Source organism: Acidovorax radicis, from assembly GCF_020510705.1.
GTDB lineage: Bacteria > Pseudomonadota > Gammaproteobacteria > Burkholderiales > Burkholderiaceae_C > Acidovorax > Acidovorax radicis_A.
This window is the reverse complement of record NZ_CP075184.1, coordinates 4,486,429-4,511,341: the sequence shown is the minus strand read 5'-3', so window position 1 is coordinate 4,511,341 and position 24,913 is coordinate 4,486,429. Positions and strand designations below refer to the sequence as shown.

The 24,913-nt window shown below is 63.0% G+C and carries 24 protein-coding genes; 17 read left to right on the top strand and 7 right to left on the bottom strand.

The window, feature by feature from the left end:
- The first annotated feature begins 114 nt into the window (after positions 1 to 114).
- The 3 genes from KI609_RS20690 (at position 115) to KI609_RS20680 (ending at position 3,101) form a co-directional block, all read left to right on the top strand.
- Positions 115 to 1,872: a dipeptidase gene (locus KI609_RS20690; RefSeq protein ID WP_226445407.1), complete on the top strand. Its 1,758-nt coding sequence runs from the start codon at positions 115 to 117 to the stop codon at positions 1,870 to 1,872.
- Between the two features lie 152 nt (positions 1,873 to 2,024).
- Positions 2,025 to 2,543 carry a Dps family protein gene (locus tag KI609_RS20685; RefSeq protein WP_226445406.1) on the top strand — a complete coding sequence of 173 codons (519 nt, stop codon included), beginning with the start codon at positions 2,025 to 2,027 and terminating at the stop codon, positions 2,541 to 2,543.
- A 177-nt stretch (positions 2,544 to 2,720) separates the two neighbouring features.
- A complete protein-coding gene (locus KI609_RS20680; RefSeq protein ID WP_226445405.1) occupies positions 2,721 to 3,101 on the top strand; it encodes a response regulator in 381 nt (126 codons plus the stop codon).
- A gap of 116 nt (positions 3,102 to 3,217) precedes the next feature.
- Here the strand turns inward: KI609_RS20680 and KI609_RS20675 are convergent, their stop codons facing one another.
- Genes KI609_RS20675 through KI609_RS20660 form a run of 4 tightly spaced genes read right to left on the bottom strand, consistent with a single transcriptional unit; the run spans position 3,218 to position 9,467 of the window.
- Positions 3,218 to 4,366, bottom strand: a complete 1,149-nt coding sequence (locus KI609_RS20675; RefSeq protein WP_226445404.1) for a hybrid sensor histidine kinase/response regulator — start codon at positions 4,364 to 4,366, stop codon at positions 3,218 to 3,220.
- Between the two features lie 56 nt (positions 4,367 to 4,422).
- On the bottom strand, positions 4,423 to 5,043 hold the full coding sequence (locus KI609_RS20670; protein WP_226445403.1) for a chemotaxis protein CheB: 621 nt from the start codon (positions 5,041 to 5,043) through the stop codon (positions 4,423 to 4,425).
- Complete coding sequence (locus KI609_RS20665) at positions 5,043 to 5,882, bottom strand: CheR family methyltransferase (RefSeq protein ID WP_226445402.1); 840 nt, start codon at positions 5,880 to 5,882, stop codon at positions 5,043 to 5,045. Before KI609_RS20665 ends, KI609_RS20670 begins: the two co-directional genes overlap by 1 nt.
- A gap of 57 nt (positions 5,883 to 5,939) precedes the next feature.
- Complete coding sequence (locus KI609_RS20660) at positions 5,940 to 9,467, bottom strand: response regulator (protein ID WP_226445401.1); 3,528 nt, start codon at positions 9,465 to 9,467, stop codon at positions 5,940 to 5,942.
- Between the two features lie 190 nt (positions 9,468 to 9,657).
- Between KI609_RS20660 and ubiA the strand changes: the two genes are divergently transcribed.
- Positions 9,658 to 10,545: a 4-hydroxybenzoate octaprenyltransferase gene (ubiA, locus tag KI609_RS20655; protein WP_226445400.1), complete on the top strand. Its 888-nt coding sequence runs from the start codon at positions 9,658 to 9,660 to the stop codon at positions 10,543 to 10,545.
- 64 nt (positions 10,546 to 10,609) lie between these two features.
- Here the strand turns inward: ubiA and proC are convergent, their stop codons facing one another.
- The 3 genes from proC to KI609_RS20640 form a co-directional block, all read right to left on the bottom strand.
- Positions 10,610 to 11,446, bottom strand: coding sequence for a pyrroline-5-carboxylate reductase (proC, locus tag KI609_RS20650; protein ID WP_226445399.1), 837 nt, complete (start codon positions 11,444 to 11,446; stop codon positions 10,610 to 10,612).
- A 226-nt stretch (positions 11,447 to 11,672) separates the two neighbouring features.
- Positions 11,673 to 13,166: a glycerol kinase GlpK gene (gene glpK / locus KI609_RS20645; RefSeq protein WP_226445398.1), complete on the bottom strand. Its 1,494-nt coding sequence runs from the start codon at positions 13,164 to 13,166 to the stop codon at positions 11,673 to 11,675.
- A 21-nt stretch (positions 13,167 to 13,187) separates the two neighbouring features.
- The gene (locus KI609_RS20640) at positions 13,188 to 13,952 is read right to left on the bottom strand and encodes a DeoR/GlpR family DNA-binding transcription regulator (protein ID WP_226445397.1); all 765 of its coding nucleotides are present in this window, start codon (positions 13,950 to 13,952) and stop codon (positions 13,188 to 13,190) included.
- Positions 13,953 to 14,144: 192 nt separating this feature from the next.
- Between KI609_RS20640 and KI609_RS20635 the strand changes: the two genes are divergently transcribed.
- The 13 genes from KI609_RS20635 (at position 14,145) to rplF (ending at position 24,907) form a co-directional block, all read left to right on the top strand.
- The gene (locus tag KI609_RS20635) at positions 14,145 to 15,236 is read left to right on the top strand and encodes an ABC transporter ATP-binding protein (RefSeq protein WP_226445396.1); all 1,092 of its coding nucleotides are present in this window, start codon (positions 14,145 to 14,147) and stop codon (positions 15,234 to 15,236) included.
- A gap of 1 nt (position 15,237) precedes the next feature.
- Positions 15,238 to 16,314: an ABC transporter ATP-binding protein gene (locus KI609_RS20630; protein ID WP_226445395.1), complete on the top strand. Its 1,077-nt coding sequence runs from the start codon at positions 15,238 to 15,240 to the stop codon at positions 16,312 to 16,314.
- Positions 16,311 to 17,207 (top strand): carbohydrate ABC transporter permease, encoded by an 897-nt coding sequence (locus KI609_RS20625; protein WP_226445394.1) that lies wholly within the window; start codon positions 16,311 to 16,313, stop codon positions 17,205 to 17,207. The genes KI609_RS20630 and KI609_RS20625 overlap by 4 nt, the downstream gene beginning before the upstream one ends.
- Positions 17,200 to 18,012 carry a carbohydrate ABC transporter permease gene (locus KI609_RS20620; RefSeq protein WP_226445393.1) on the top strand — a complete coding sequence of 271 codons (813 nt, stop codon included), beginning with the start codon at positions 17,200 to 17,202 and terminating at the stop codon, positions 18,010 to 18,012. Before KI609_RS20625 ends, KI609_RS20620 begins: the two co-directional genes overlap by 8 nt.
- A gap of 156 nt (positions 18,013 to 18,168) precedes the next feature.
- A complete protein-coding gene (locus KI609_RS20615; RefSeq protein WP_226445392.1) occupies positions 18,169 to 18,477 on the top strand; it encodes a DUF2160 domain-containing protein in 309 nt (102 codons plus the stop codon).
- A 187-nt stretch (positions 18,478 to 18,664) separates the two neighbouring features.
- Positions 18,665 to 20,398 carry an ABC transporter substrate-binding protein gene (locus KI609_RS20610; RefSeq protein ID WP_226445391.1) on the top strand — a complete coding sequence of 578 codons (1,734 nt, stop codon included), beginning with the start codon at positions 18,665 to 18,667 and terminating at the stop codon, positions 20,396 to 20,398.
- Positions 20,399 to 20,582: 184 nt separating this feature from the next.
- On the top strand, positions 20,583 to 22,175 hold the full coding sequence (locus KI609_RS20605) for a glycerol-3-phosphate dehydrogenase/oxidase (protein ID WP_226445390.1): 1,593 nt from the start codon (positions 20,583 to 20,585) through the stop codon (positions 22,173 to 22,175).
- Positions 22,176 to 22,370: 195 nt separating this feature from the next.
- Positions 22,371 to 22,739: a 50S ribosomal protein L14 gene (gene rplN, locus KI609_RS20600; protein ID WP_007861702.1), complete on the top strand. Its 369-nt coding sequence runs from the start codon at positions 22,371 to 22,373 to the stop codon at positions 22,737 to 22,739.
- Positions 22,740 to 22,748: 9 nt separating this feature from the next.
- Positions 22,749 to 23,069, top strand: a complete 321-nt coding sequence (gene rplX / locus KI609_RS20595; RefSeq protein WP_226445389.1) for a 50S ribosomal protein L24 — start codon at positions 22,749 to 22,751, stop codon at positions 23,067 to 23,069.
- Between the two features lie 9 nt (positions 23,070 to 23,078).
- Entirely contained in the window at positions 23,079 to 23,618 is a 540-nt protein-coding gene (gene rplE / locus KI609_RS20590) for a 50S ribosomal protein L5 (RefSeq protein ID WP_226445388.1), read from the top strand.
- A gap of 8 nt (positions 23,619 to 23,626) precedes the next feature.
- A complete protein-coding gene (gene rpsN, locus KI609_RS20585) occupies positions 23,627 to 23,932 on the top strand; it encodes a 30S ribosomal protein S14 (protein WP_007861712.1) in 306 nt (101 codons plus the stop codon).
- A 20-nt stretch (positions 23,933 to 23,952) separates the two neighbouring features.
- Positions 23,953 to 24,348 carry a 30S ribosomal protein S8 gene (gene rpsH / locus KI609_RS20580; protein WP_100408932.1) on the top strand — a complete coding sequence of 132 codons (396 nt, stop codon included), beginning with the start codon at positions 23,953 to 23,955 and terminating at the stop codon, positions 24,346 to 24,348.
- A gap of 25 nt (positions 24,349 to 24,373) precedes the next feature.
- Positions 24,374 to 24,907 carry a 50S ribosomal protein L6 gene (gene rplF / locus KI609_RS20575; protein ID WP_226445387.1) on the top strand — a complete coding sequence of 178 codons (534 nt, stop codon included), beginning with the start codon at positions 24,374 to 24,376 and terminating at the stop codon, positions 24,905 to 24,907.
- Positions 24,908 to 24,913 lie beyond the last annotated feature (6 nt).

The window sequence follows — 24,913 nt, the reverse complement described above, 5'->3', positions numbered from 1 at the left end:
GGCCGATGGACCCGCTCTGCGCCCTGCGTTTTCTGTGAAGCGCTTGTATTGCCCCGGCTGTTCAGCCGCCCTCCACATGGCGGCTGCAGCTTTTGTATCTCCTAAGAGGTTCTCATGAAGAAGCTTTGGCTCACGGCAACACTGGTTGCCGCCTTGTCCGCGTGTTCCACCGTGCCGCCTGCGGCACCGTTTGTTGCAGGCACTCTCAAAAAACCGGAACTCGACCGCATCGCGGCGGCGCCCGCCACCCGGGCTACCACGGCCGCATCCGGCAGTTTCAGCCAGTTCCTGGCGCTGTCGGCGCAGATGCAACCCGCATTGGCCCCTGCGGTGAACGCCTACGAAAAAAAGGCCACGCTGCAAGGTGATGACCTGGTCAACATCAGCCGCCTGCTCGGCTTGTACAACCGCTTGAAGAACCAGGCCGCGGTGATCGACACCACGGCCCGCATGGTGTCCCTTCCGACGGTGCGTTCCGACAAGATCCCCCCGCACGAGGACCCCTCCATCATCGCCTTTGGTGCGTTGGTGGAAGGCATGGCCAAGGATTTTGGCCTGCAGTTTCGCAACGTGGACAACCGCGTGTTCGAGGTCAAGCTGCCCGGTAGCGGCACGCAGGAGTTCGGCATCCTGACCCACGCGGACGTGGTGCCCGTGGTCGCCGATGAATGGGTGCTGGACGACGGCACGCGCCTGGATCCCTTCAAGCTGACGCGTGTGGGCGGCAACCTGTATGGCCGGGGCTCCATCGACGACAAGGGCTCGATTGCTGCGGTGCTCTACGCGATGAAAGCCGTGAAGGACAGCGGTCTGCCGCTGGCGCGCACCATCCGCCTCATGATCGAGACGACGGAAGAAACCGGTGGTGATGCGATGAAGTACTACCGCACCAAGACCGCGCTGCCTGACTACAACATCGTTCTCGACAGCAAGTACCCCGCCGTGGTGGCCGAGAAGGGCTCTGGTGCCTTGCGTGCCACCTTCGTGCTGGGCGCGACGACCGGCGCTGGCGGTGCCCCGGCGATTGTGGCCATGGCCGGAGCCGCATCGGCCAATGCCGTCCCGCAAACCGCCACCGCACGCCTGCGCGGCGGCAATGCACAAGCCGTCGCGGCCCAGCTCAACGCGGCCAAGGACGCGTTTGTGGCCAAGTACGCGGGGCAGGGCGGCAAGTTCAACATCGATGTGGCGCTGGATGGCGCCGATGTGCTGGTCAAGGTGACGGGGGCATCGGCCCACGGATCGCGCCCCGAAGAGGGTGTGAACCCGCTGCCACGCCTGGCACTGTTCCTGCAGCAATCGGGTGTGACGCTGGCTGTCAACGGATACGCCCAGGCCGTGAAGTACATGGCCGACCTGTATGGCGTGGACTATCTGGGCCACACCATGGGCCTGGCGTACAGCGACGACTTCATGGGCCCGCTGACGATGTCTCCGAACCTGGTCCGCGAAAAGGATGGCAAGGTGGATGTGCTGGTGAATGTGCGCATGCCCCGGGGCCGCACGCCTGAGGCCTTGTCGCAAGCCACGACCACACGCATCAAGGCGTGGGGCGCCCAGGCTGGCGTGGCGGTCGAGGTGGACCACCCCCAAGGCAACTGGATGGCCCGCGACCCCAAGGGCGCGTGGCTGGCCACCTTGCTCAATACCTTCGGTGACACCACCGGCCTGGAAGCCAAACCCGTGCCGACCGCTGGGAGCACGACCGCCAAGCTGATGCCCAACGCCATCAACTTTGGCCCGGCGATGCCCGGCAAGAAGTACACCGCGCACAACGCCAAGGAGTTCAAGGAGGTGGTGGATCTGGACGCCGACATGCAGATGTTCACCGAGATGCTGGTGCGCATCGGCAATCTGGCGCAGATGCAATGATCGTTGGTTGACCCTGGCGCAGGGCCACGGCCGGTGGTCACGTTCTTGACCGGCTGCTTGCGCTACAGTGTTTGAGGGTCCCGTGTGCGCCCGTCTGACGGGCGGCCATCGCACGGGATGTCTCTTGTTTTCAGAACGGAAGGAATCTCCCCATGGCCAAAGCTCCAGGCAAAGCCGCATCCGGCAAAACCAACGCTCCCAGCATCAATATCGGCATCAGCGAGAAAGATCGCGCAGCCATCGCGCAAGGCCTCTCGCGCCTGCTGGCCGATACCTACACGCTGTACCTCACCACCCACAACTTCCACTGGAACGTGACGGGCCCCATGTTCAACACGCTGCATACCATGTTCATGGCGCAGTACACCGAGCTGTGGAACGCGGTGGACCCCATCGCCGAGCGCATCCGTTCGCTGGGCCACGTGGCGCCCGGTTCGTACGCCGAGTTTGGCAAGCTGGCCACGGTGCCCGATGCACCTGCCAAGCCACCCAAGGCGATGGACATGGTGCGGGTGCTGGTGGAGGGCCATGAGGCCGTGGCGCGCACAGCCCGAAGCCTGTTTCCTCTGGCCGACAAAGCCAGTGACGAGCCTACGGCCGACCTGCTGACCCAGCGCCTCACGGTGCACGAGCAAACGGCGTGGATGCTGCGTTCGCTGTTGGAGGAATGATCTCTGCCGGGTGGCTTGCGTCCCGAAGTGCGTTTTGTCCTACAGGATGTTTCTGCCGTTTTGAGGATGATCCGCGTCAGGGCGTGGCGTCTAGGTTGCTGCAGGGCCTTGTCAGGCCTTGTGGCTTGACCGGTCTGACTGGTATGACGCCACGGAGGGCAAGAAAAACGGTGATGTATGCGAATACTGTATGTTGAAGACAACACGGAGCTGCGCGAGACGATTGGCATGCTCATGGAAGGTGAGGGCCATACCGTGACCGCCAGCGCCACGGCCGAAGAGGCCTTGGCGCTGGATGCCCAGCAGACGTTTGATTTGCTCTTCGTGGATGTCAGCCTGCCCGGCATGTCGGGCACCGACCTCGCCCGCAGGCTGCTTGCCTATGACCCGAAGCGTTGGGTGGTGTTGTGCTCGGGGTATGAATTGGGCAGTTACCCCAGTTCATGGGGGCCCCATGTTCGCACCCTGCTCAAACCCTTTGAGTTGGAAGAACTGGAGCAGCTGCTCGTCTCCATTGAGGAAGCCATGGGCGGCCATCTGCCCGAAGAAAAGGCATGAAGGGTGGGCGCCTTGTGCCAGGCCGCATTCCCTTGATGGCTGGGTAGCCCCGCTACACAACCGCTACGCCCCTTTTCGTGGGCGCTTTGTGGCCGCGAGGGCGCCTGGAAGGTCTGTTATTGCGCTGAATTGCGGGAGGCAGATGCTGCTTGCGCTGGCGCCCTTGCGTGCCGTGGCAGTTCCACGCGAAAACAGGTGGTTCCGGCCTGCGATGTCACATCAATGTGGCCTTGGTGCGCCCGCACGATCTGGCGCACGATGAACAGGCCCAGCCCCAGTCCTTGGCGGCGGCCGGGCTCGCGGTCACGCCCCCGGAACGGATCGAAAATCTGCGGCAGCAGGGCCTGAGGAATCATCCCGCTATTGGCCACGGTGATGGCCACGGTGTTGGCTTGCGAGCCGTCCACCGTTACCTGCACGGGTTGGTCGGGGGCGCCGTGGTGCAGTGCATTTCCCGCCAGATTGGTCACCACCTGGCATAGGCGCTCGCCATCCCAGGTGCCTTGCAGGGTGCCGAGCCATTCCACATTGACGCTGCGATTGGGAAAGCTGGTCAGCACTTCGTCGAGTGTGCGCTGGACCAGCGCCTGAAGGTCGACCGGCACCAGCCCCAGTGCCATGCCACCCGCTTGCCGAATGCGGGTGATGTCCAGCAGGTCTTCGATCATGCAGCCCATGCGCTGGCTGCTGCTGAGCACACGCTCGGCCAGCGCGGCGCTTTTGTCGGCGTCGGGGTGGCGCTTGAGCATGGCGGCGGCGGCCTGTATCGCCATGAGCGGGGTGCGAAGGTCGTGGCTTAGCACCGCCATGAACATTTCGTTGATGCGCAGCGCTTCGGTGCGCTCCTTGAGCTCATGTGCCAGGGCTTGCTTGCGTCGTTGCAGTTCAAAGAAGACGCCGGCTTTGGTGGTCAGCATGTGCGGGTCGATCGGCTTGTACAGGAAGTCGACCGCACCGCTTTCATAGCCCTTGAACTGCCAGTTGTGCTCGCGCGAGCCCGCCGTAATAAAGATCAGCGGGATATGGCGGGTGCGCTCGCTACCGCGAATGAGTTCAGCCAGCTCAAAGCCGTTCATCTCGGGCATCTGGACGTCCAGCAGCGCCAGCGCCACGTCGCCGTGGGTAAGCAATAGCTCTAACGCCTCGGGCCCTGACTGTGCCTTCAGGATGTCCAGGCCGTCACGCTGCAGCAGTGCTTCCAGCGCGATCAGGTTTTCCTGCACGTCGTCAACAAGAAGGCATTTGATACGGTCGGTGTGTGACATGGTGGGGGCGGGGCTGAATGGGAGGGGTGGTGCGACAGTGGGCAGGTTGGTGGGCATCATGCAGATACCCCCGGGGTCTGTCGCTCCGGCCATTGCGCCAGCCAATCGGCCATTGCGGCAGGGGTCAGAACATGGTGGCCGGCATCCCGCGCGAGCGCGGCCAGCGGCATGGCGGGCATGGATGCGCTGGCGGGATCCTGCACCATGGTGAGCCCGCCTGCTGCGCGAATGGCCTGCAGTCCGTGTGCGCCATCTTCGTTGGCGCCCGACAGCAAGATGCCGACCAGCCGCTCACCATATTGGTCGGCGGCGGACTCGAACAGGACATCAATCGACGGGCGTGAATAATGCACGGGCTTGTCGATTGACAGTGCGATGTGGGGCCCTTGGTCCACCAGCAGGTGGTAGTCGGGTGGTGCGAAATAGACCGTGCCGGGCGTGATGGCCTCTTTGTCCTGCGCCTCCTGCACGGGCAGCGCGCAGCGCTGGCGAAAGATGTCAGCCAGCAGGCTGCGGCGGTCGCGGGGCAGGTGCAACACGATCAGCACGGCCGCGCACAGGGTGGGTGGCAGGGCGGGCAGCAATTGAATGAGTGCATCAATGGCGCCCGAAGACCCCCCCACCACGATGGCATCGTGGCTGGCGGCATGGGGCGGCAATGGCGGCAATGACGACATCACAGGCCCGCCTTTTTTCGGTAAATGCGGTCTTCCGGCACAAAGTCGTCAAACGCATCGGCATGCCCGGAAAACCGCAGGGACTCCTTGGAGCCCAGCCCCAGAAAGCCGCGGTGGCATAACGAATCACGAAACAGCCCGAGGGCCCGGTTTTGCAGATCGCGTTCGAAGTAGATCAGCACATTGCGGCATGAGACCAGGTGCATTTCTGCAAAAACGCTATCGGTCGCCAGACTGTGGTCCGAGAACACCATGTGGTCGCGCAACGACTTGTCGAAGACGACGCGGCCATAGCGCGCCGTGTAATAGTCGGACAGCGAACTGCGTGCCCCCGAGCGCGCGTGGTTTTCGGTGAACGAGGCAATGCGGTCCACGTCAAAAACCCCCGACTCGGCCGCGCGCAGCGCTTGGTGGTTGATGTCGGTCGCGTAGATCAGCGTGCGGTCGAGCAACCCTTCTTCCTTGAGCAAAATGGCCAGCGAATACACCTCTTCACCCGCACTGCACCCTGCCACCCACACCTTGAGCGACGGGTAGGTGCGCAACAGCGGCACCACCTCGGCGCGCAAGGACTGGTAGTAGCTGGGGTCGCGAAACATCTCGCTGACCTGCACCGTGAGGTATTGCAGCAGCGCGGGAAACACCACAGGGTCGTGCAGCACGCGGTCTTGCAGCTGCGACAGGGTCTTGCAGCCAAAGTGCAGCATGGCGGAGCCCAGCCGCCGTTTGAGCGACGCCTGGGCGTACCCGCGAAAGTCGTAGTGGTAGCGGTGGTAGATCGCGTCAATCAGCAGGCGCTGCTCAATGTCTGCCGTGCGCGCTTTCTTCGGTTGAAACATGGGGCTCAGAGCGTGTCTTGGCGGGTTGGCAATGCGTCGGGGGGCCGTCTGCCTGCGTTACTTCGGCATCCACACCCGCACCAGCGACAGCAGCTTTTCCACGTCGAGCGGCTTGGCGATGTAGTCGTTGGCTCCAGCGGCCAGGCATTTCTCCTGGTCGTCCTTCATGGCCTTGGCGGTGAGGGCGATGATAGGCAGGCGGCGCCACTCGGGGCGGTTGCGGATCTCTCGCATGGCGGTGTAACCGTCCATCTCGGGCATCATGATGTCCATCAGCACCAGGTCGATTTTGGCTCCCTCGCCATCCTCGGCGCGGCCCAGTGCCTGGATGGCTTCAATGCCGTTGCGCGCGATCTCGACGTGGATGCCCGTGGGCTCCAGGATGCTGGACAGCGCGAACACGTTGCGCACGTCGTCCTCCACGATCAGGATGGTCCGGCCTTCCAGTGCCGACTCGCGGTTGCGGGCCACTTGCAGCATCTGGCGGTGCTCTGGCGACAGCTCCGATTCCACCTGGTGCAGGAACAGCGTCACCTCGTCCAGCAAGCGTTCGGGCGAACGGGCGTCCTTGATGATGATGGCTTTGGAGAATCGGCGCAGCTGCTGCTCTTCGTCGCGCGACAGGGCACGGCCCGTGTACACGATGACGGGAGGGAACGACACACCGTCTTCTTCCGTCATCTGCTGGAGCAATTCGTAGCCGCTCAGGTCGGGCAGGTTCAGGTCCATCACCATGCAGTCGAACGTGGAGCCGCGCAGGTGCAGGAGTGCCGCTGCTGCGGTGCCTGCGCCCACGATTTCCACGTCGTCGCGGCTGAGCAGGTGGCGCACGCTCTCGCGCTGGCGTTCATCGTCTTCGACCACCAGCACGCGGCGCAGGTTCTGCGTGAATTTGGCCTCCAGGCGCTGCAGTGCATGCACCAGCTCGTCGCGCTTGACGGGCTTGAGCGCATAGCCCACGGCCCCACGGCCCATGGCCTCTTGAGAGTAATCGGCCACAGACACCACGTGCACGGGGATGTGGCGGGTCACAGGGTTGCGCTTGAGCTGGTCCAGCACGCCCAGGCCCGAGAAGTCCGGCAGATTGACGTCCAGCACGATGGCGCTGGGCTGCCTTTGCGTGGCAAACGCCAGGCCGTCTGCGGCGTTGTGTGTGAGGTGGCATTCAAAGTCCATCTCCGCCGCGAGGTCGCGCAGTATGTGCGCAAAACGCTCGTCATCCTCGATCACGAGAATGCTGCGGGCCCCCGCCTTCGCGGGCGGGGCAAAGACCTCGGCCAGTTCCCCGGCCGCGCTGTGGTGGCCGAGCGTGGCCGCCGGGACGGGCGCGCGCGCGTATCCAGGTGGTGTTGTGCGGTGGGTCTGCCCATCGTCCTGATGCCGGGCCGGGGCGGCATGGCCCCCACTGGCGGACTGGCCGGTGTGCGACCAGGCTGTGCCAGGCGGCGTCGCCTCATGCGTGCCGCCCGCTGGTGGGGCCAGGTGCTGGGGAATCACCAGCGTGAAAACGCTGCCTTCGCCGGGGGCGCTGCGCACCGAAATGGAACCGCCCAGCAGGTGGGCCAGGTCGCGCGAAATCGACAGACCCAGCCCGGTACCGCCATATTTGCGATGCGTGCTGCCGTCGGCCTGGCGAAAGGCTTCAAAAATCAGCGCATGCTGATGCGCTGGAATGCCGATGCCGGAATCCTTGACCGCAAACGACAGCGTGTCGTCGGGGTTGCGCGAAACGTGCAATGTCACCGAGCCTTGTTCGGTGAACTTGATCGCGTTGGACAGCAGGTTCTTGAGCACCTGCCCCAGTCGCAATGGATCGGTCTCGATGCCTGCGGGCACATCGGGCGCCACCGTCGCGGTCAATACCAGACCTTTTTCATGCGCCTGGGGGCGCAGCGGGTCGATCAGCGCCTGCAGGGCCTTGGCAACAGTCACCGGTTCTACCGACAGGGTGGCCTGTCCCGCCTCGATCTTCGAAAGATCCAGGATGTCGTTGATGAGCGCCAGCAGGTCATTGCCCGCGGCATAGATGGTCTGCGCGTATTTCACCTGGTCGGCGCTGAGATTGCCCGACCTGTTGTCGCTGAGCAGTTTGGCCAGGATCAACGTGGAGTTGAGCGGCGTGCGCAGCTCGTGGCTCATGTTGGCGAGGAACTCGTTTTTGTACTGGCTGGTCAGCTCCAGCTCGCGCGCCTTGTCCGTCATGGCGCTCTGGGCCCTGAGCAGCTGTTCGCGTTGGTATTCAAGTTGCTGGGTCTGCTCTTCGAGGTGGGCGTTGGTTTGCTCCAGCTCGGTCTGTTGCACTTCCATCTGCGCCTGCGACTCTTGCAGGATGCGGCTTTGTTGCTCCAGCTCTTCGTTGTTGACGCGCAGCTCCTCTTGCTGGGTTTGTAGTTCTTCGGACTGGCGCTGGGTTTCTTCCAGCAGCGCCTGCAGGCGGTTGCGGTCGATGCCTGAGCGGATGGCCACTGCCAGCATCTCGGAGGCACGCTCCATGAGCGTGCGCTCAGCGTCCCCCAGGGGCCGGAAAAATCCCAGCTCAATCACCGCGAAGACCTCACGGTTCTCCATGGCGGGCGCCACCAGCAGCTCGACCGGGTCGGACTGCCCGGTGCTGGAAGACAGCGGCAGGTGCGAGGCCGGCACATCACGCACGTGCAGCAACTGGCGCGAGCGCGCGGCCTGGCCCACCAGTCCCTCGCCGCTGACCAGTTTGTGTGCCAGCCGCTCGCGCGGGAGCGCATAGCCGCCAAACAGCGTGAACCCCCCATCGCAGTCGGCCACATAGCCTGCACCGACCGATGCCTTGAGATAGGTGGCCAGGTAGTCCAGCGCGAGTTGCCCGAGGTCTTCGAGCGAGCGGTCGCCCTGAATGCGCTCACCCAGCCCCGAAATCCCGGCAGACACCCAGGATTGGTGTGCCTTGGCCCGGTATTCGCGTGCCGTTATGGCGGCAGACAGGCAGATGAGCGCCAGCAACACCACCGAGCCGCCCCATGAATAGTAGGCCGAGGCCGTGGCCGCATCGACCCACAGCTGACGGCGGGCTTCGAGCTGCTGGTTCTGCAGCGTGGACAGATCGCTGGTCAGGTCGCGCAACCGTTCCATCAGCCTGCGGCCCACATCGGTCCGTACCAGCGCTGCGACGCCGTCGGTGTCGCCGGCTTTGCGCAGCTCGATGGCTTTGTTCAGCTCGACGAGCTTTTGCCGCGACACATCTTCGATCTGCACCACCAGCGCCTGCTGGGCGGGGTCGGCGGCCGTGCTCCTGGCAAGCGCTGTGATCTGCCGGTCAATCGCCGTGAGCGCCAGCTGATAGGGCTGCAGGTAAGAAGACTCACCGGTGAGCAGATAGCCCCGCTGCCCGGTTTCTGCGTCCTTGAGTGACGAGCTCAGCAGGTTGAGTTCGCGCATCGCCAGCGCGGTGCGATCCATCGCGTCCACGGCGGCGGCACGGGTTTCGGATGCCTGAAAGTTGACCAGGGCAATGATCAGTGTCGCCAGTGCCGCCACCACGAAACCGGCCATCAAGGTGCGCGGAATGGCAAAGCGGTTCGTCGTGGCCTGAAGACTGGAAAATCGGGGCATGCGATGCGGGTCCGTCGGGTGGGTGAACGGGGGACTTTACCGGGTTTGCCGCGCTGTGGGGGGCGGCCCGGCCCATCGGGCAAGGGCATGTCTATCGGCGCGGGCGCGGGCGCAGCGCCGGGCTGCTACATTCGGTGCGCCCTGGCCCCGGGGCGGATCCCTGTGCTCTTTTGTTCTGCTTTGTACCTCCATGCCACCAGCTTCTTCGCGCAGTCGCTTGTCTCTTTATCTGGACCTTATCCGCTGGGACCGCCCTGCTGGCTGGCTGGTGTGCCTGTGGCCCACGCTCGGCGCGTTGTGGATTGCGGCCGACGGGTTTCCGGGCTGGCATTTGCTGGCGGTGTTTGTGCTGGGCACGTTTTTGATGCGTAGCGCGGGTTGCTGCGTGAACGACGTGGCCGATCGTGACTTCGACAAGCACGTCAAGCGCACCGCAAACCGGCCGATCACCACCGGCGCCGTGTCGGTGAAAGAGGCCCTGGTGCTGGCCGCTGTGCTGGCGTTGATGTCTTTCGGGCTGGTGCTCACCACCAACACTGCCGCTGTGGGGTGGTCGGTGCCGGCGCTGCTGGTGGCCATTGCCTATCCATTCACCAAGCGGTTCATCGCCATGCCGCAGGCCGTGCTGGGCATAGCGTTCAACTTTGGCATCGTCATCGCGTTTGCCGCTGTGCAGGGGGCCGTGCCCGCTGTGGCGTGGTGGTTGTGGCTGGGCAATCTGTGCTGGGTGCTGGCCTATGACACCGAATACGCCATGGTCGATCGCGATGACGATCTCAAGATCGGGATCAAGACATCGGCCATTACCCTGGGCCGCTTCGATGTGGCGGGCATCGTGGTGTTTTATCTGGTCTTTTTGTCGATTTGGGCTCTGGCGCTTATTCCATATGCGCTAGGTGCTACTTTTTACATAGCATTGGCCGTAGCGCTTGCCCAGGCCGTGTGGCATTTCACGCTGATACGCACCCGCACCCGCGAGGGGTGCTTCAAGGCTTTCCGCATCAACCACTGGCTAGGGTGCACGGTGTTCTGTGGCATTGCTGGCAGCTACCTGGTGCGGTATGTGCTCTCAAATTAATAGCTGCTAGCGCTTATTGGATAATCGCTAGAGCCTGAAAACACTTAAAAACACCGAAGAAAGCTCAGGCGCCGAATTCATCACCCAGTTCTTGGGCGCGTTGTTCGGCGGCGCGCATGGCCGCCTCGAAATGGGCGCCCACAGCGTCTTTTTCCATGGACTGCAGGGCCGCATAGGTGGTGCCGCCCTTGGACGTGACGCGCTCGCGCAGCACGGCAGGCGGGTCGTCAGAGCGGCGCGCCAGTTCGGATGCGCCCACAAACGTGCCCACGGCCAGCTGGTGCGCCTGCTGTTCGCTCAGCCCCATGCCCACGCCCGCGCGGGTCATGGCTTCCAGGAAGTAAAAAACATAGGCCGGGCCGGAGCCGGAGAGGGCCGTCACGGCGTCGAGCTGCTTTTCACTCTCCACCCACAGGAACTTGCCGGTGGACGCCATGATGGCTTCTACGCTCTGGCGTTCAGCGGGCGTGACGGCAGGGCGGGCGAACAACGCGCTCATGCCCTTGCCCACCAGCGCCGGTGTATTGGGCATGGTGCGCACGATGCGCTCGGTGCCCAGCCACTGGGCGATGCTGTCCGAGCGGATGCCTGCGGCCACGCTCAGGTGCAGGGCCTGCTGCGTGTGGGCCTTGGCCTGCGCGGCTGCATCCTTGAAGGTCTGGGGCTTGACGGCCCACACCACGATGCGGGCGTGCTGCAGGGCGGGGCCCGCTTCAGGCTGGGCTTCGATTCCGTAGTTCTTGCGCAGCGCCTCGCGCGCCTCGGCCCAGGGTTCCACCACCTCGATCTGGCTGGCAGGGTGGCCCTGGTGGATCAGCCCGGCAATGATGGCGCTGGCCATGTTGCCGCCGCCGATGAAGGCGATGGTGGGGAGGGACGGGGATGCGGCGGTTTGGCTCATGGGATGTGCAAGGTGGCAACAACAGGGGCCACGATGGTAGCGCTGATCAAGCCGGTGATTGGGGCCCAAGGGCCCGTGCAACGGGCGCTGCCAAAGCCAGGGCTCCCGCGCAAGGGCCGCCAGCATTCTCAAGCAAGGGCGCTGGGAGCGTCCCCCTGTCCGCATCGCGCAGCGACGCGAGAGCGGGGGGAAGGCGCCGAAGGCGACTCAGGGGGGTGTTCTTATTTCACTCTGCCGTGGCCTGGCGCACGGCGTGCTCCCAATTCGCCATCAACTCCTGCACGCGGGCGCTGCTGAGTGTGGGCACAAACCGCCGGTCGGCGCGCCAGAGCTGCGAGAGCTCGTCGGTGCTGCGGTACACGCCGCTCGACAGCCCTGCCAGATAGGCCGCACCCAGCGCCGTGGTCTCGATGACGGCCGGGCGCACCACCGGAATGCCCAGCAGGTCGGCCTGGAACTGCATGAGCAAATCGTTGATGCACGCACCGCCGTCCACGCGCAGCTCGGTCACCGGGGCTCCGCCCGCAGCCACGGCGTCGCGGCTCATGGCCAGCAGCAGGGCGGCGCTTTGGTAGGCAATGCTTTCGAGCGCCGCGCGGGCGATGTGGGCAATGGTGCTGCCGCGCGTCAGGCCCGTGATGGTGCCGCGTGCGTCGGGCTTCCAGTAGGGCGCGCCCAGGCCGGTGAAGGCGGGCACCATCATCACGCCGCCCGAGTCGGGCACGCTCTGCGCCAGGGATTCGACCTCGCTGCTGTTGGTGATGGCGCGCAGGCCGTCGCGCAGCCACTGCACGACCGCGCCGCCCACAAAGACCGAGCCTTCCATGGCGAACTCGGGCCGGGCCGATGCCTGCGCTGCGCTGGTCGTGAGCAGGCCGTTCTGGCTGGTCTGAAAGGTGCTGCCCGTGTGCATGAGCATGAAGCAGCCCGTGCCATAGGTGTTCTTGGCCGTGCCCGCCGTGAAGCAGGCCTGGCCAAAGAGGGCGCTTTGCTGGTCGCCCGCCACGCCGCCGATGCGGATGGGGTGGCCCAGCAGGTCGGCGGCTGTGTCGCCAAAGTGGGCGGCCGAGGGCAACACCTCGGGCAGCAGCGCCTTGGGGATGCGCAGCAGCGCCAGCAGTTCGTCGTCCCACTGGTTGGTGTGCACGTTGAACAGCATGGTGCGTGCGGCATTGCTCACGTCCGTCACATGCACCTGGCCGTGGGTCAGCTTCCACATCAGCCAGCTGTCCACCGTGCCAAAGGCTAGTTCGCCGCGTTCGGCCGCATCCCGCGCGCCGGGCACGTGGTCCAGCAGCCACTGCAGTTTGGTGCCGGAGAAGTAGGCATCCACTAGCAAGCCCGTCTTGGCCTGGATGGTGGCGGCGTGGCCCTGCTCGCGCAATTGGGCGCAGGCGGGTTCGGCACGCCGGTCTTGCCACACGATGGCGTGGTGCACGGGCTGGCCGGTTTGGCGGTTCCACAGCACCGTGGTTTCGCGCTGGTTGGTGATGCCCACCGCCCGCACGGCGCTGGCGGCAATGCCTGCCTTGGCCAGCGCATCGCGCGCGGTGGCCAGCTGGGTGCGCCAGATCTCTAGCGGATCGTGCTCCACCCAGCCGGGCTGGGGGTAGATCTGCGGTAGCTCCAGCTGCGCCTGCGCCACGATGTGGCCGCGTTCGTCAAAAACGATGCTGCGGGAGCTGGAGGTGCCTTGGTCGAGTGCGAGCAGGTAGGTCATGGTCAAAAGAATTCTGGGGGTTCAAGCGGCGACGGTGCAGATCACTCCGGCGTCTTGCAATAAAGCGGGAAACGGCTCGGGCGGCGGCGCATCGGTAAACAGCCGCCCGATCTGATTGAGCGTGGCCAGTTGCACCATGGCTGGGCGGTTGAATTTGCTGTGGTCGGCGGCCAGCCAGACCTCGCGGGCCTGGCCGATGATGGTTTGGGCCACCTTTACCTCGCGGTAGTCAAAGTCGCGCAGCGAGCCATCGGGCTCGATGCCCGAGATGCCGATGAGCGCGATGTCCACCTTGAACTGGCGAATGAAGTCCACCGCCGCTTCGCCCACGATGCCCCGGTCGCGCGGGCGCACCACGCCGCCGGCCACGATGACCTCGCACTCGGGGTTGCTGCACAGGATGGCGGCGACGTTCAGGTTGTTGGTGATGACGCGCAGGCCCCGGTGGTGCAGCAGGGCCTTGGCGATGGCTTCGGTGGTGGTGCCGATGTTCAGGATCAGCGAGCAGTCGTTGGGCACCTGTTCGGCCACGGCGCGCGCAATGCGGGCCTTGCCCTCCGCATGCAGGGTTTCGCGCTGTGTGTGCGCCAGGTTCTCCACGGTGGAGCTGGGCACGCGCACGCCACCATGAAAGCGCGTGAGCAGGCCGGACTCTGCCAGGCGCTGCACGTCACGGCGCACGGTCTGCAGCGTCACGCCCAGGGTGTCTGCCAGTTGTTCCACCGTGGCGGACTTGCGCGCGCGGACTTCTTCGAGAAGCAGCAGTTGTCGGGGGTTCGTATTCACGCGAATCAATCGGCTATAGGGTAGAGATACTTTAAATCGAACAAAAAGGAACCTGTTAAGGGTAAACCTTGATTAAATACGATCAAAAAAGAACAAAAATGAACACAATCGAAAACGAGAGGGCCTGCTGTGTCCGACAAGGCAGTGGCGTCCCATTCATCAGGCCCAAGGGCGACAAAGAAAGGTTGCGTGATGCAGCTGGCATTGGACAGCATCAGCAAGAAGGTGGGGGCGCAGACCTGGCTGTATGACATGAGCCTGGCGCTCCAGAGCGGCGCCGTCACGGTGCTGCTGGGTGCCACGCAGGCGGGCAAGACCAGCCTGATGCGCATCATGGCCGGGCTGGATACGCCCACCTCGGGCACCGTCAAGGTTGATGGCGTGGATGTGACAGGCATGCCCGTGCGCGATCGCAATGTGGCCATGGTGTACCAGCAGTTCATCAACTACCCCTCGATGAAGGTGGCGGCCAACATTGCATCGCCCCTGAAGCTGCGCGGCGAAAAAAACATTGACGCCCGGGTGCGTGAGATCGCGAGCCGCCTGCACATCGACATGTTTCTGGACCGCTATCCAGCCGAACTTTCAGGTGGGCAGCAGCAGCGCGTGGCGCTGGCCCGCGCCCTGGCCAAGGGTGCGCCGCTGATGCTGCTGGACGAGCCCCTGGTGAACCTGGACTACAAGCTGCGCGAAGAGTTGCGCGAGGAGTTGACCCAGCTGTTTGCAGCCGGTCAGTCCACGGTGGTCTATGCCACCACCGAGCCGGGCGAGGCCCTGCTGCTGGGTGGCTACACCGCTGTGCTCGATGAAGGCCAGTTGCTGCAGTACGGCCCCACGGCCGAGGTGTTCCATGCCCCCAATTCGCTGCGTGTGGCGCGCGCTTTCAGCGACCCCCCGATGAACCTCATTGCTGCCTCGGCGGCCCCTGCCGGGGTGCGCCTGCAGGGCGGGGTGGAGCTGGCCGTGCATCTGCCGCAAGGTGTGGCCACGGCGGCCGGGCTCACGGTAGGCGTGCGCGCCAGTGCGCTGCGCGTGGTGGCCCGCCCGGGCGACGTCAGCGTGGGTGGCGTGGTCGAGCTGGCCGAAATCTCGGGCTCCGACACCTTTGTGCACGCGGCCACGCCCTGGGGCGACCTGGTGGCGCAGCTGACCGGTGTGCATTACTTTGAACTGGGTGCGCCCATCACGCTGCACCTGGACCCCGCCCAGGCCTACGTGTTTGGTGCCGACGGCCAACTGGCGTGGGCGCCTGCACGGCCCGCTACTGCACAAGGAGGGCGCTGACATGGCCCGCATCAGTCTGGACCTGGCGCATTCGTACAAGCCCCACCCGCAGCAAGACAGCGACTACGCGTTGCTGCCCCTGAAGATGGAGTTCGAGGACGGTGGTGCGTATGCGCTGCTGGGCCCCTCGGGCTGCGGCAAGACCACCATGCTCAACATCATGTCGGGGCTGCTGGCGCCCTCGCACGGCAAGGTGCTGTTCGATGGCCGCGACGTGACGCGCGCCAGCCCGCAAGAGCGCAACATTGCCCAGGTGTTCCAGTTCCCCGTGATCTACGACACCATGACGGTGGCCGAAAACCTGGCGTTCCCGCTACGCAACCGCAAGGTGCCCGAAGACCAGATCAAGCAGCGCGTGGGCCAGATCGCCGAGATGCTGGAGATGAGCGGCCAGCTCAACCAGCGCGCGGCGGGCCTGGCGGCCGATGCCAAGCAGAAGATCTCGCTGGGCCGCGGCCTGGTGCGCTCTGACGTGGCAGCGGTGCTGTTCGACGAGCCGCTCACGGTGATCGACCCGCACCTCAAGTGGCAGCTGCGGCGCAAGCTCAAGCAGATCCACCACGAGCTCAAGCTCACCCTGATCTACGTGACGCATGACCAGGTCGAGGCGCTCACGTTTGCCGACCAGGTGGTGGTGATGACCCGTGGCCGCGCGGTGCAGGTGGGCTCGGCCGACGCGCTGTTCGAGCGCCCGGCGCACGTGTTTGTGGGCCATTTCATCGGATCGCCAGGTATGAACTTCCTGCCCGCGCAGCGCGATGGTGCAGCGCTGTCGGTGGCTGGCCATCGACTCACCTCTCCCGCAGATCGTGCGCTGCCCGAAGGCGGCTTGCAGGTGGGTATACGGCCCGAATACCTGGCCATTGCCCGGCCCGAGCAGGCCGGAGCGCTGCCCTGCACGGTGTCGCTGGTGCAGGACATCGGCACCTATCTGATGCTTACCGCCAAGGTGGGCGAGCACACGCTCAAGGCGCGCTTCAACCCCGAAACGCGGCTTCCGTCGGCGGGGGATGCTGTCTGGCTGCAGGTGCTTGGTGAGCACACGTGCTTCTATCAAAACGAGGAGCTCTTGCCATGAGCACGACAACCAAGCCGGTGAACCAGAAGGCGTGGTTCCTGATTCTTCCGGTCATCATCTGCGTGGCTTTCTCGGCCATCCTGCCGCTGATGACGGTGGTGAACTACTCGGTGCAGGACATCATTTCGCCCGATCGGCGCGTGTTCGTCGGCACCGAATGGTTTGCCGCCGTGATGCGCGATGAAGAGCTGCACGCCGCCCTGTGGCGCCAGATCACGTTCTCGCTGTCGGTGCTGGCCGTGGAGATTCCGCTGGGCATTGCGCTGGCGCTATCGATGCCCGCGCAGGGCTGGAAGTCCTCCGCCGTGCTGGTCGTGGTGGCGCTGTCGCTGCTGATCCCCTGGAACGTGGTGGGCACCATCTGGCAGATCTATGGCCGCGCCGATATCGGTCTCATGGGCCGCATGCTGCAGGAGATCGGCATCGAATACAGCTACACCGGCAATGCCACACAGGCCTGGCTCACCGTGCTGTTGATGGATGTCTGGCACTGGACACCCCTGGTGGCGCTGCTCGCGTTCGCCGGGCTGCGCTCCATCCCCGACGCTTATTACCAGGCCGCCCGCATCGATGGAGCCAGCAAGTTCGCCGTGTTCCGCTACATCCAGTTGCCCAAGATGCGTGGCGTGCTCATGATCGCGGTGCTGCTGCGCTTCATGGACAGCTTCATGATCTACACCGAGCCCTTCGTGCTGACGGGCGGCGGGCCGGGCAATGCGACCACGTTCCTGTCGCAGTACCTCACGACCAAGGCCGTGGGCCAGTTCGACCTGGGGCCTGCGGCGGCGTTCTCGCTGATCTATTTCTTCATCATCCTGCTGCTGTGCTTCATCCTCTACAACTGGATGCAGCGTGTGGGCACCGCCAGCAACGAAGGGGCCGGCCATGAATGAAAAGCGCTTTCACAAGCGGTCGCTGTTTTTGATCGCTTACCTGGTGTTCGCTGTGCTGCCCATCTACTGGATGGTCAACATGAGCTTCAAGACGAACGCGGAGATCCTGTCTTCTTTCTCGTTCTTTCCGCAGCACTTCACCTGGGACAACTACAAGACCATCTTCACCGACGAGTCCTGGTACTCGGGCTACGTCAACAGCCTGATCTACGTGGGCATCAACACGGTGATCTCGCTCACGGTGGCGCTGCCTGCGGCCTACGCTTTCAGCCGCTACCAGTTTCTGGGTGACAAGCATGTGTTCTTCTGGCTGTTGACCAACCGCATGACGCCGCCCGCTGTGTTCCTGCTGCCGTTCTTTCAGCTGTACACCACGGTGGGGCTGATGGACACGCACATTGCGGTGGCGCTGGCCCACCTGCTGTTCAACGTGCCGCTGGCGGTGTGGATTCTGGAAGGTTTCATGAGCGGCATCCCGCGCGAGATCGACGAGACGGCCTACATCGACGGCTACAGCTTTCCGCGCTTCTTCGTGCAGATTTTTCTGCCCCTCATCAAGGCGGGTGTGGGCGTGGCGGCGTTCTTTTGCTTCATGTTCAGCTGGGTGGAACTGCTGCTGGCGCGCACGTTGACCAGCGTGAACGCCAAGCCCATCGTCGCCACGATGACGCGCACCGTGAGCGCGTCGGGCATGGACTGGGCGACGCTGGCCGCCGCTGGGGTGCTGACCATCGTGCCCGGCGCTGTCGTGATCTGGTTTGTCCGCCACTACATCGCAAAAGGCTTTGCGATGGGAAGAGTGTGATGCACCCCCTGAGTCGCCTGCGGCGCCTTCCCCCTCCAGGGGGACGACGCCCTCGCTGCGGTGCGGCCCTTGCTCGGCGTCCCTGGCTTGGGGCGTGCCAGTGGGGACGTGCTTTGGCGGTATCTAACGCCACGCGAGTGGAAAGGAATGCTTCAAATGTTTGACTGGATGGCCTGGACGCTGCCGGTGGCGGTGTTCTTCATTTGCATCGTGCTCATGCTGGTCGGCATGACGGTATGGGAGATTAAGTCCCCCACCGTGATACGCAAGGGATTCTTGCCTCTGGAGACGACACGCGGCGATCGCCTGTTCATCGGGCTGCTCTCTGCGGCCTATGTGAATCTGATCTTTGTGGGCATCAGCGGCAAGCTGGCCCAGTGGTTCAGCCTGGATGCAGACCCGTCGATATGGATCAGCTTTGTGCTGTCGATGGCGGTGCTGGCGCTGGTGATGCGCAAGGGTTGACGGGTAGGCAGTATAAAAAAGATAGCGGTTTGCGCTTGATGTGTATGGTTTTCAATGCGAAATATTAAAGAAAACCTAGAAGTGATAAGCGCTAGCAGCTATTGTTTTTGATGATGACAAGCGCCGGCCCGATTTCCCCCAGGGCCGGTGTTCATCCACCATGGGGGTTCCATCTGAGGAGACAGCAATGAAGATGCAGTTCACGGCGATCGCTTTCGCCGCCGCAACCCTGGCTTTGGGGCAAGCTGCCTGGGCCGGCGAGGCCGAGGCCAAGAAGTGGGTCGACAGTGAGTTCCAGCCCTCCACGCTGAGCAAAGACCAGCAGATGGCCGAGATGAAGTGGTTCATCGACGCTGCCAAGAAGCTGCAGGCCAAGGGCGTGAAGGAAATCTCGGTGGTCTCCGAAACCATCACCACGCACGAGTACGAATCCAAGACGCTCGCCAAGGCGTTCGAGGAGATCACCGGCATCAAGGTCAAGCACGACCTGATCCAGGAAGGCGACGTGGTTGAAAAGCTGCAGACCTCCATGCAGTCGGGCAAGTCGATCTATGACGGCTGGATCTCGGACTCGGACCTGATCGGTACCCACTACCGCTACGGCAAGATGATGAACCTGACCGACTATATGGCCGGTGCGGGCAAGGAGTGGACCAACCCGGGCCTGGACCTCAAGGATTTCATCGGCACCAAATTCACCACCGCGCCCGACGGCAAGCTCTACCAGTTGCCCGACCAGCAGTTCGCCAACCTGTATTGGTTCCGTGCCGACCTGTTCGACCGCAAGGACATCAAAGACAAGTTCAAGGCCAAATATGGCTACGACCTGGGCGTGCCGCTCAACTGGAGCGCCTATGAGGACATCGCCGAGTTCTTCACCAACGACGTGAAGAACATCGACGGCAAGGCCATTTACGGCCATATGGACTACGGCAAGAAGGACCCCTCGCTGGGCTGGCGCTTCACCGATGCCTGGTTGTCCATGGCCGGCACGGCCGACATCGGCGCACCCAACGGCCTGCCGATCGACGAGTGGGGCATTCGCGTGGCCGACGACAAGTGCACGCCCGTGGGCGCTTCGGTGGCCCGTGGCGGTGCGACCAATTCGCCCGCTGCCGTTTACGCTCTGACGAAATACGTGGACTGGATGAAGAAGTACGCGCCCAAGGAAGCCACGGGCATGACCTTTGGCGAAGCGGGCCCCGTGCCCGCACAGGGCCAGATTGCGCAGCAGATCTTCTGGTACACGGCCTTCACGGCCGACATGGTCAAGCCCGGCCTGCCGGTGGTCAATGCCGATGGCACGCCCAAGTGGCGCATGGCCCCCGGCCCCAACGGCCCGTACTGGAAGCAGGGCATGCAAAACGGCTACCAGGACGTGGGTTCGTGGTCGTTCTTCAAGGGCCATGACGCCAACAAGACCGCTGCTGCCTGGCTGTATGCTCAGTTCGTCACCGCCAAGACCACTTCGCTCAAGAAGACCCTGGTGGGCCTGACCCCGATCCGCGAAAGCGACATCCAGTCCAAGGCCATGACGGACGCCGCCCCCAAGCTCGGCGGCCTGGTGGAGTTCTACCGCAGCCCCGCCCGCGTGGCATGGTCGCCCACCGGCACCAACGTGCCCGACTACCCGAAGTTGGCCCAGTTGTGGTGGAAGAACGTGGCCCAGGCCGTGACGGGTGAAAAGACCCCGCAAGGCGCCATGGACACCCTGGCCGACGAGATGGACCAGGTGATGGCCCGCCTGGAGCGCGCCGGCATGGCCCATTGCGCACCCAAGCTCAACAAGAAGGAAGACCCCAACAAGTGGCTCAGCGACAAGCAAGCCCCCTGGAAGAAGCTGGCCAATGAAAAGCCCAAGGGCGAAACCATCGCCTACGACAAGCTGCTGCAAGCGTGGAAGGATGGCAAGGCCCGCTGATAACGCTCTGACTGTTGCGCTGTGACAGTTTTTCGGCAGCCCGGACCCACAAGGTCTCTGGCTGCCTTTTTCGCTCCAGTCCGTCCTCGGGGCCTGTTGGCCAAGGGCGGATTTCATCCCGGAAATGTCAACAATTCAAGGGTAAACCCTTAATTTGTTGCCCCGTCCATGGACAATCCTTCCCATGACCACTGCCTCCGCTCCCCTGCCTACCCGGCGCGCCGACCTTCTCGCCCGCCTTGCCCAGCCCCACCAATATGACCTCGCCGTGATCGGTGGAGGGGCAACCGGCCTGGGGGTGGCGCTGGATGCTGCGGCGCGTGGCTTCAGTGTGGTTTTGGTGGATTCGCATGACTTTGCCAAGGGCACCTCGTCCCGCGCCACCAAGCTGGTGCACGGCGGTGTCCGTTATCTGGCACAAGGCAATATCGCACTGGTGCGCGAAGCGCTGCATGAGCGCACAACGCTGCTGCATAACGCCCCCCATCTGGCGCAGCCCTTGCCGTTTGTGATGCCGTCCTACCGCTTTTGGGAGACGCCGTTCTACGGCATCGGGCTCATGATGTATGACGCTCTGGCGGGCAAGGCCGGGTTGGGCTCTACCCAGTTCCTGGGGCGCGCACGCACGCTGGAATGCCTTCCGACTGCCCGTACCGAGGGGCTCAAGGGCGGCGTGAAGTACTGGGACGGCCAGTTTGACGATGCCCGTCTGGCCCTGGCCCTGGCGCGAACCGCCGCCAGCCTGGGTGCGCTGGTCGTCAACTACTGCCCTGCCAAGTCGCTGGTGCATGAAGATGGGAAAGTTGCCGGCTTTGTGTGCGAGGCCACCGACACCGGCCAGCAGTTCACGGTGTGTGCCCGCACCGTGGTCAACGCCACGGGCGTATGGGTAGACACCCTGCGCCAGATGGATGGCGAGGCCATCGGCCGACCCGTAAAGCCCATCGTGGCCCCAAGCCAGGGCGTGCACATCGTGGTAGACCGTGAATTTCTTCCGTCCGACCACGCGCTGATGGTGCCCAAAACTGCCGATGGACGCGTTCTGTTTGCTGTGCCATGGCTGGGCAAGCTCATTCTGGGCACCACCGACAGTCCTCGCCAGGACATCGTGCGGGAGCCGCAGCCGTTCAGCGAAGAGGTCAAATTCATTCTGGAAGAATCGGCGCGCTATCTCACCCGCGCGCCCAAGGCCGAAGACATTCGCAGCATCTGGGTCGGCCTGCGCCCCTTGGTCAAGCCGCAGGACGATGACGGCGACAACACCAAAAGCCTCAGCCGCGAACACACGGTGCTGGGCAGCCGCAGCGGTTTGGTGACGGTTACTGGCGGCAAATGGACCACTTACCGCGCCATGGCGGAAGATGTGTTGCAAAAATGCTTCAGCACCGGGCTGCTCCCTGAAAAGCCCGCCGGTGTCACCAATCACCTGCCCTTGGTAGGTACCCCGAAAGAGGCGGTCAAACACCGCATCAGCGACGCGCAAGGGTTGCACTCCTACGGCAGCGACGCGGCGGCCGTTCTGGGCATCCCCGGGGCGCAGACTGATCTGGGGGGTGGGTTGACTGTGGCCATGGTGCGGTTTGCAGCCCGCTACGAATACGCCTGCACGGTGGAGGATGTACTGGCGCGCCGATCCCGGCTGTTGTTCCTGGACGCCCGCAAGGCCATCGCCCTGGCGCCTGCGGTCGCAGACGTTTTGCGCGAAGAGTTGGGCGCAGACCCGCAACTGGACGCCTTTCTGGCGTTGGCGCAACAGTATTTGCATGTGCCTGCGTAATGAAGCACTTGACTTCCCAAAAGCTTTTGGCAATAATCGAGGGCTTCGCGTTTCCTACGTGAAGTTTCTGCCCAGCGGGAAGTGCTGCAAATGGTTTGCGGTGCGGACGACGGGCCCAAGACTGACTGGCTGATCTGCAGCCCTTGAGAAGTTCTCTGGGGCCGTTGTCTTCTGGTGCAAGTTGGGAATATTGAAATGATCCAGACAGAATCTCGGTTAGAGGTTGCCGACAATACCGGCGCCAAGTCCGTCCTTTGCATCAAGGTGCTGGGTGGCTCGAAGCGTCGTTATGCAAGCGTTGGCGACATCATCAAAGTGAGCATTAAAGAAGCCGCTCCGCGTGGCCGCGTCAAAAAAGGCGAGGTTTACAGTGCAGTGGTGGTTCGCACGGCGAAGGGTATTCGTCGCGGCGATGGCTCGCTCGTCAAATTCGATGGCAACGCAGCTGTGTTGCTGAATGCAAAGTTGGAGCCTATTGGCACCCGCATCTTTGGACCCGTGACGCGTGAACTGCGTACCGAGAAGTTCATGAAGATCGTGTCCCTGGCTCCTGAAGTTCTCTAAGGACGCGCCATGAACAAGATTCGCAAGGGCGACGAAATCATCGTGCTGACCGGGCGCGACAAGGGCAAGCGCGGCACGGTGTCGCTGCGCAAGGATGACTCGCATCTGGTTATTGACGGCATCAATGTCGTCAAGAAGCACGCCAAGCCGAACCCCATGAAGGGTACGACGGGCGGCATCGTTGAAAAGTCCATGCCTATCCATCAGTCCAACGTGGCCATTTTCAATGCGGCTACCGGTAAGGCTGACCGTGTGGGCATCAAGGTGCAGGCTGACGGCGCACGCGTTCGCGTGTTCAAGTCCAGCGGCGCTGAAATCAAGGCGGCCTAAGGGGTAAACATGGCACGACTCCAAGAAATTTACCGCGACAAAATCGCACCCGAACTGATCAAGCAGTTCGCTTATACCTCGCCGATGCAGGTTCCCCGTCTGACGAAGATCACGCTGAATATGGGCGTGAGCGAAGCAGTCTCGGACAAGAAGGTGATGGACAACGCCGTGGCTGACCTGACCAAGATTGCTGGTCAAAAGCCTGTGGTGACCAAGGCCAAGAAAGCTATTGCTGGTTTCAAGATCCGCGAAGGCCAGGCCATTGGTTGCATGGTCACGCTGCGTGGCGTGCAGATGTACGAGTTCCTGGACCGTTTCGTGACCGTGGCTCTGCCCCGCGTTCGTGACTTCCGTGGTATCTCCGGTCGCGCCTTTGATGGCCGTGGCAACTACAACATCGGCGTCAAAGAACAGATCATCTTCCCTGAAATTGAGTACGACAAGGTTGACGCCCTGCGCGGTCTCAATATCAGTATTACCACGACGGCCAAGTCCGACGAAGAAGCCAAGGCGCTTCTCGCTGGTTTCCGTTTCCCGTTCAAGAACTGAGGCGAAGCATGGCTAAAGTAGCTTTGATCCAGCGCGAACTGAAGCGCGAAAAACTGGCGGCCAAGTACGCAACCAAGTATGCGGAACTGAAGGCAATCGCTGGCGATGCCAAGCGCAGCGATGAAGAGCGTGATGCAGCCCGTCTGGGTTTGCAGAAGCTCCCGCGCAATGCAAACCCTACGCGCCAGCGCAACCGTTGCGAAATCACCGGTCGTCCACGTGGCACCTTCCGTCAATTCGGTCTGGCTCGCGCCAAGATCCGCGAACTGGCTTTTGCAGGCGACATCCCCGGTGTCACCAAAGCCAGCTGGTAAGCAGGCAGGAGAGATTAAACATGAGCATGAGTGATCCCATCGCTGACTTGCTGACCCGCATCCGTAATGCACAGATGGTCGCCAAGGCCACGGTTCTGGTGCCTTCTTCCAAAGTGAAGATTGCCATTGCCCAAGTGTTGAAGGACGAAGGTTATATCGACGGCTTTCAGGTGAAAACCGAAGCTGGCAAGTCCGAACTTGAAATTGCCCTGAAGTATTACGCAGGCCGTCCAGTGATTGAGCGCATCGAGCGCGTCAGTCGTCCTGGTCTGCGTGTCTACAAAGGCCACGATTCCATTCCACAAGTCATGAACGGTCTGGGTGTGGCAATTGTCACAACGCCCAAGGGTGTGATGACTGATCGCAAAGCGCGCGCTACCGGTGTCGGTGGCGAAGTGCTCTGCTATGTGGCCTAACCCGCGGCATTGAGGAGAAACTGAAATGTCCCGAGTAGGAAAAATGCCCGTGACCATCCCCGCAGGCGTGGATGTGTCCGTGAAAGATGACCAGATCTCCGTCAAGGGTTCTGGTGGCGCACTGTCGCTTGCACAAAACGTGCTGGTGAAGGTGTCGAGCAACGATGGCAAGCTCAGCTTTGTGCCTGCCAATGAGTCCCGCGAAGCAAACGCCATGAGTGGCACGATTCGCCAGTTGGTCAACAACATGGTGGTCGGTGTCAGCAAGGGTTTCGAAAAGAAGCTCAGCCTGGTCGGCGTGGGTTACAAGGCTGCAGCTTCTGGTTCCAAGTTGAACCTGACTGTCGGTTATTCGCATCCGGTCAACATCGAAATGCCCGCTGGCATCACGGTCGCAACCCCTACACCTACGGAAGTGGTGATCAAGGGTGCGGATCGTCAACGCGTGGGTCAGATCGCTGCCGAGATTCGTGCTGTTCGTCCTCCCGAGCCCTACAAGGGCAAAGGTATCCGTTATTCGGACGAAAAAATCACGATCAAAGAGACCAAGAAGAAATAAGGAGCT

Bases quoted from the DNA above. Each gene is read 5' to 3' on its own strand.
- rpsN (WP_007861712.1), top strand. From the start codon at position 23,627: ATGGCTAAAGTAGCTTTGATCCAGCGCGAACTGAAGCGCGAAAAACTG.
- rpsH (WP_100408932.1), top strand. From the start codon at position 23,953: ATGAGCATGAGTGATCCCATCGCTGACTTGCTGACCCGCATCCGTAAT.
- KI609_RS20635 (WP_226445396.1), top strand. From the start codon at position 14,145: ATGCAGCTGGCATTGGACAGCATCAGCAAGAAGGTGGGGGCGCAGACC.
- rplE (WP_226445388.1), top strand. From the start codon at position 23,079: ATGGCACGACTCCAAGAAATTTACCGCGACAAAATCGCACCCGAACTG.
- KI609_RS20670 (WP_226445403.1), bottom strand. From the start codon at position 5,043: ATGTCGTCATTGCCGCCATTGCCGCCCCATGCCGCCAGCCACGATGCC.
- KI609_RS20660 (WP_226445401.1), bottom strand. From the start codon at position 9,467: ATGCCCCGATTTTCCAGTCTTCAGGCCACGACGAACCGCTTTGCCATT.
- KI609_RS20685 (WP_226445406.1), top strand. From the start codon at position 2,025: ATGGCCAAAGCTCCAGGCAAAGCCGCATCCGGCAAAACCAACGCTCCC.
- KI609_RS20620 (WP_226445393.1), top strand. From the start codon at position 17,200: ATGAATGAAAAGCGCTTTCACAAGCGGTCGCTGTTTTTGATCGCTTAC.
- KI609_RS20605 (WP_226445390.1), top strand. From the start codon at position 20,583: ATGACCACTGCCTCCGCTCCCCTGCCTACCCGGCGCGCCGACCTTCTC.
- KI609_RS20610 (WP_226445391.1), top strand. From the start codon at position 18,665: ATGAAGATGCAGTTCACGGCGATCGCTTTCGCCGCCGCAACCCTGGCT.
- ubiA (WP_226445400.1), top strand. From the start codon at position 9,658: ATGCCACCAGCTTCTTCGCGCAGTCGCTTGTCTCTTTATCTGGACCTT.
- rplN (WP_007861702.1), top strand. From the start codon at position 22,371: ATGATCCAGACAGAATCTCGGTTAGAGGTTGCCGACAATACCGGCGCC.
- KI609_RS20680 (WP_226445405.1), top strand. From the start codon at position 2,721: ATGCGAATACTGTATGTTGAAGACAACACGGAGCTGCGCGAGACGATT.
- KI609_RS20675 (WP_226445404.1), bottom strand. From the start codon at position 4,366: ATGTCACACACCGACCGTATCAAATGCCTTCTTGTTGACGACGTGCAG.
- KI609_RS20625 (WP_226445394.1), top strand. From the start codon at position 16,311: ATGAGCACGACAACCAAGCCGGTGAACCAGAAGGCGTGGTTCCTGATT.
- KI609_RS20630 (WP_226445395.1), top strand. From the start codon at position 15,238: ATGGCCCGCATCAGTCTGGACCTGGCGCATTCGTACAAGCCCCACCCG.
- glpK (WP_226445398.1), bottom strand. From the start codon at position 13,166: ATGACCTACCTGCTCGCACTCGACCAAGGCACCTCCAGCTCCCGCAGC.
- KI609_RS20690 (WP_226445407.1), top strand. From the start codon at position 115: ATGAAGAAGCTTTGGCTCACGGCAACACTGGTTGCCGCCTTGTCCGCG.
- KI609_RS20615 (WP_226445392.1), top strand. From the start codon at position 18,169: ATGTTTGACTGGATGGCCTGGACGCTGCCGGTGGCGGTGTTCTTCATT.
- proC (WP_226445399.1), bottom strand. From the start codon at position 11,446: ATGAGCCAAACCGCCGCATCCCCGTCCCTCCCCACCATCGCCTTCATC.
- rplF (WP_226445387.1), top strand. From the start codon at position 24,374: ATGTCCCGAGTAGGAAAAATGCCCGTGACCATCCCCGCAGGCGTGGAT.
- rplX (WP_226445389.1), top strand. From the start codon at position 22,749: ATGAACAAGATTCGCAAGGGCGACGAAATCATCGTGCTGACCGGGCGC.
- KI609_RS20665 (WP_226445402.1), bottom strand. From the start codon at position 5,882: ATGTTTCAACCGAAGAAAGCGCGCACGGCAGACATTGAGCAGCGCCTG.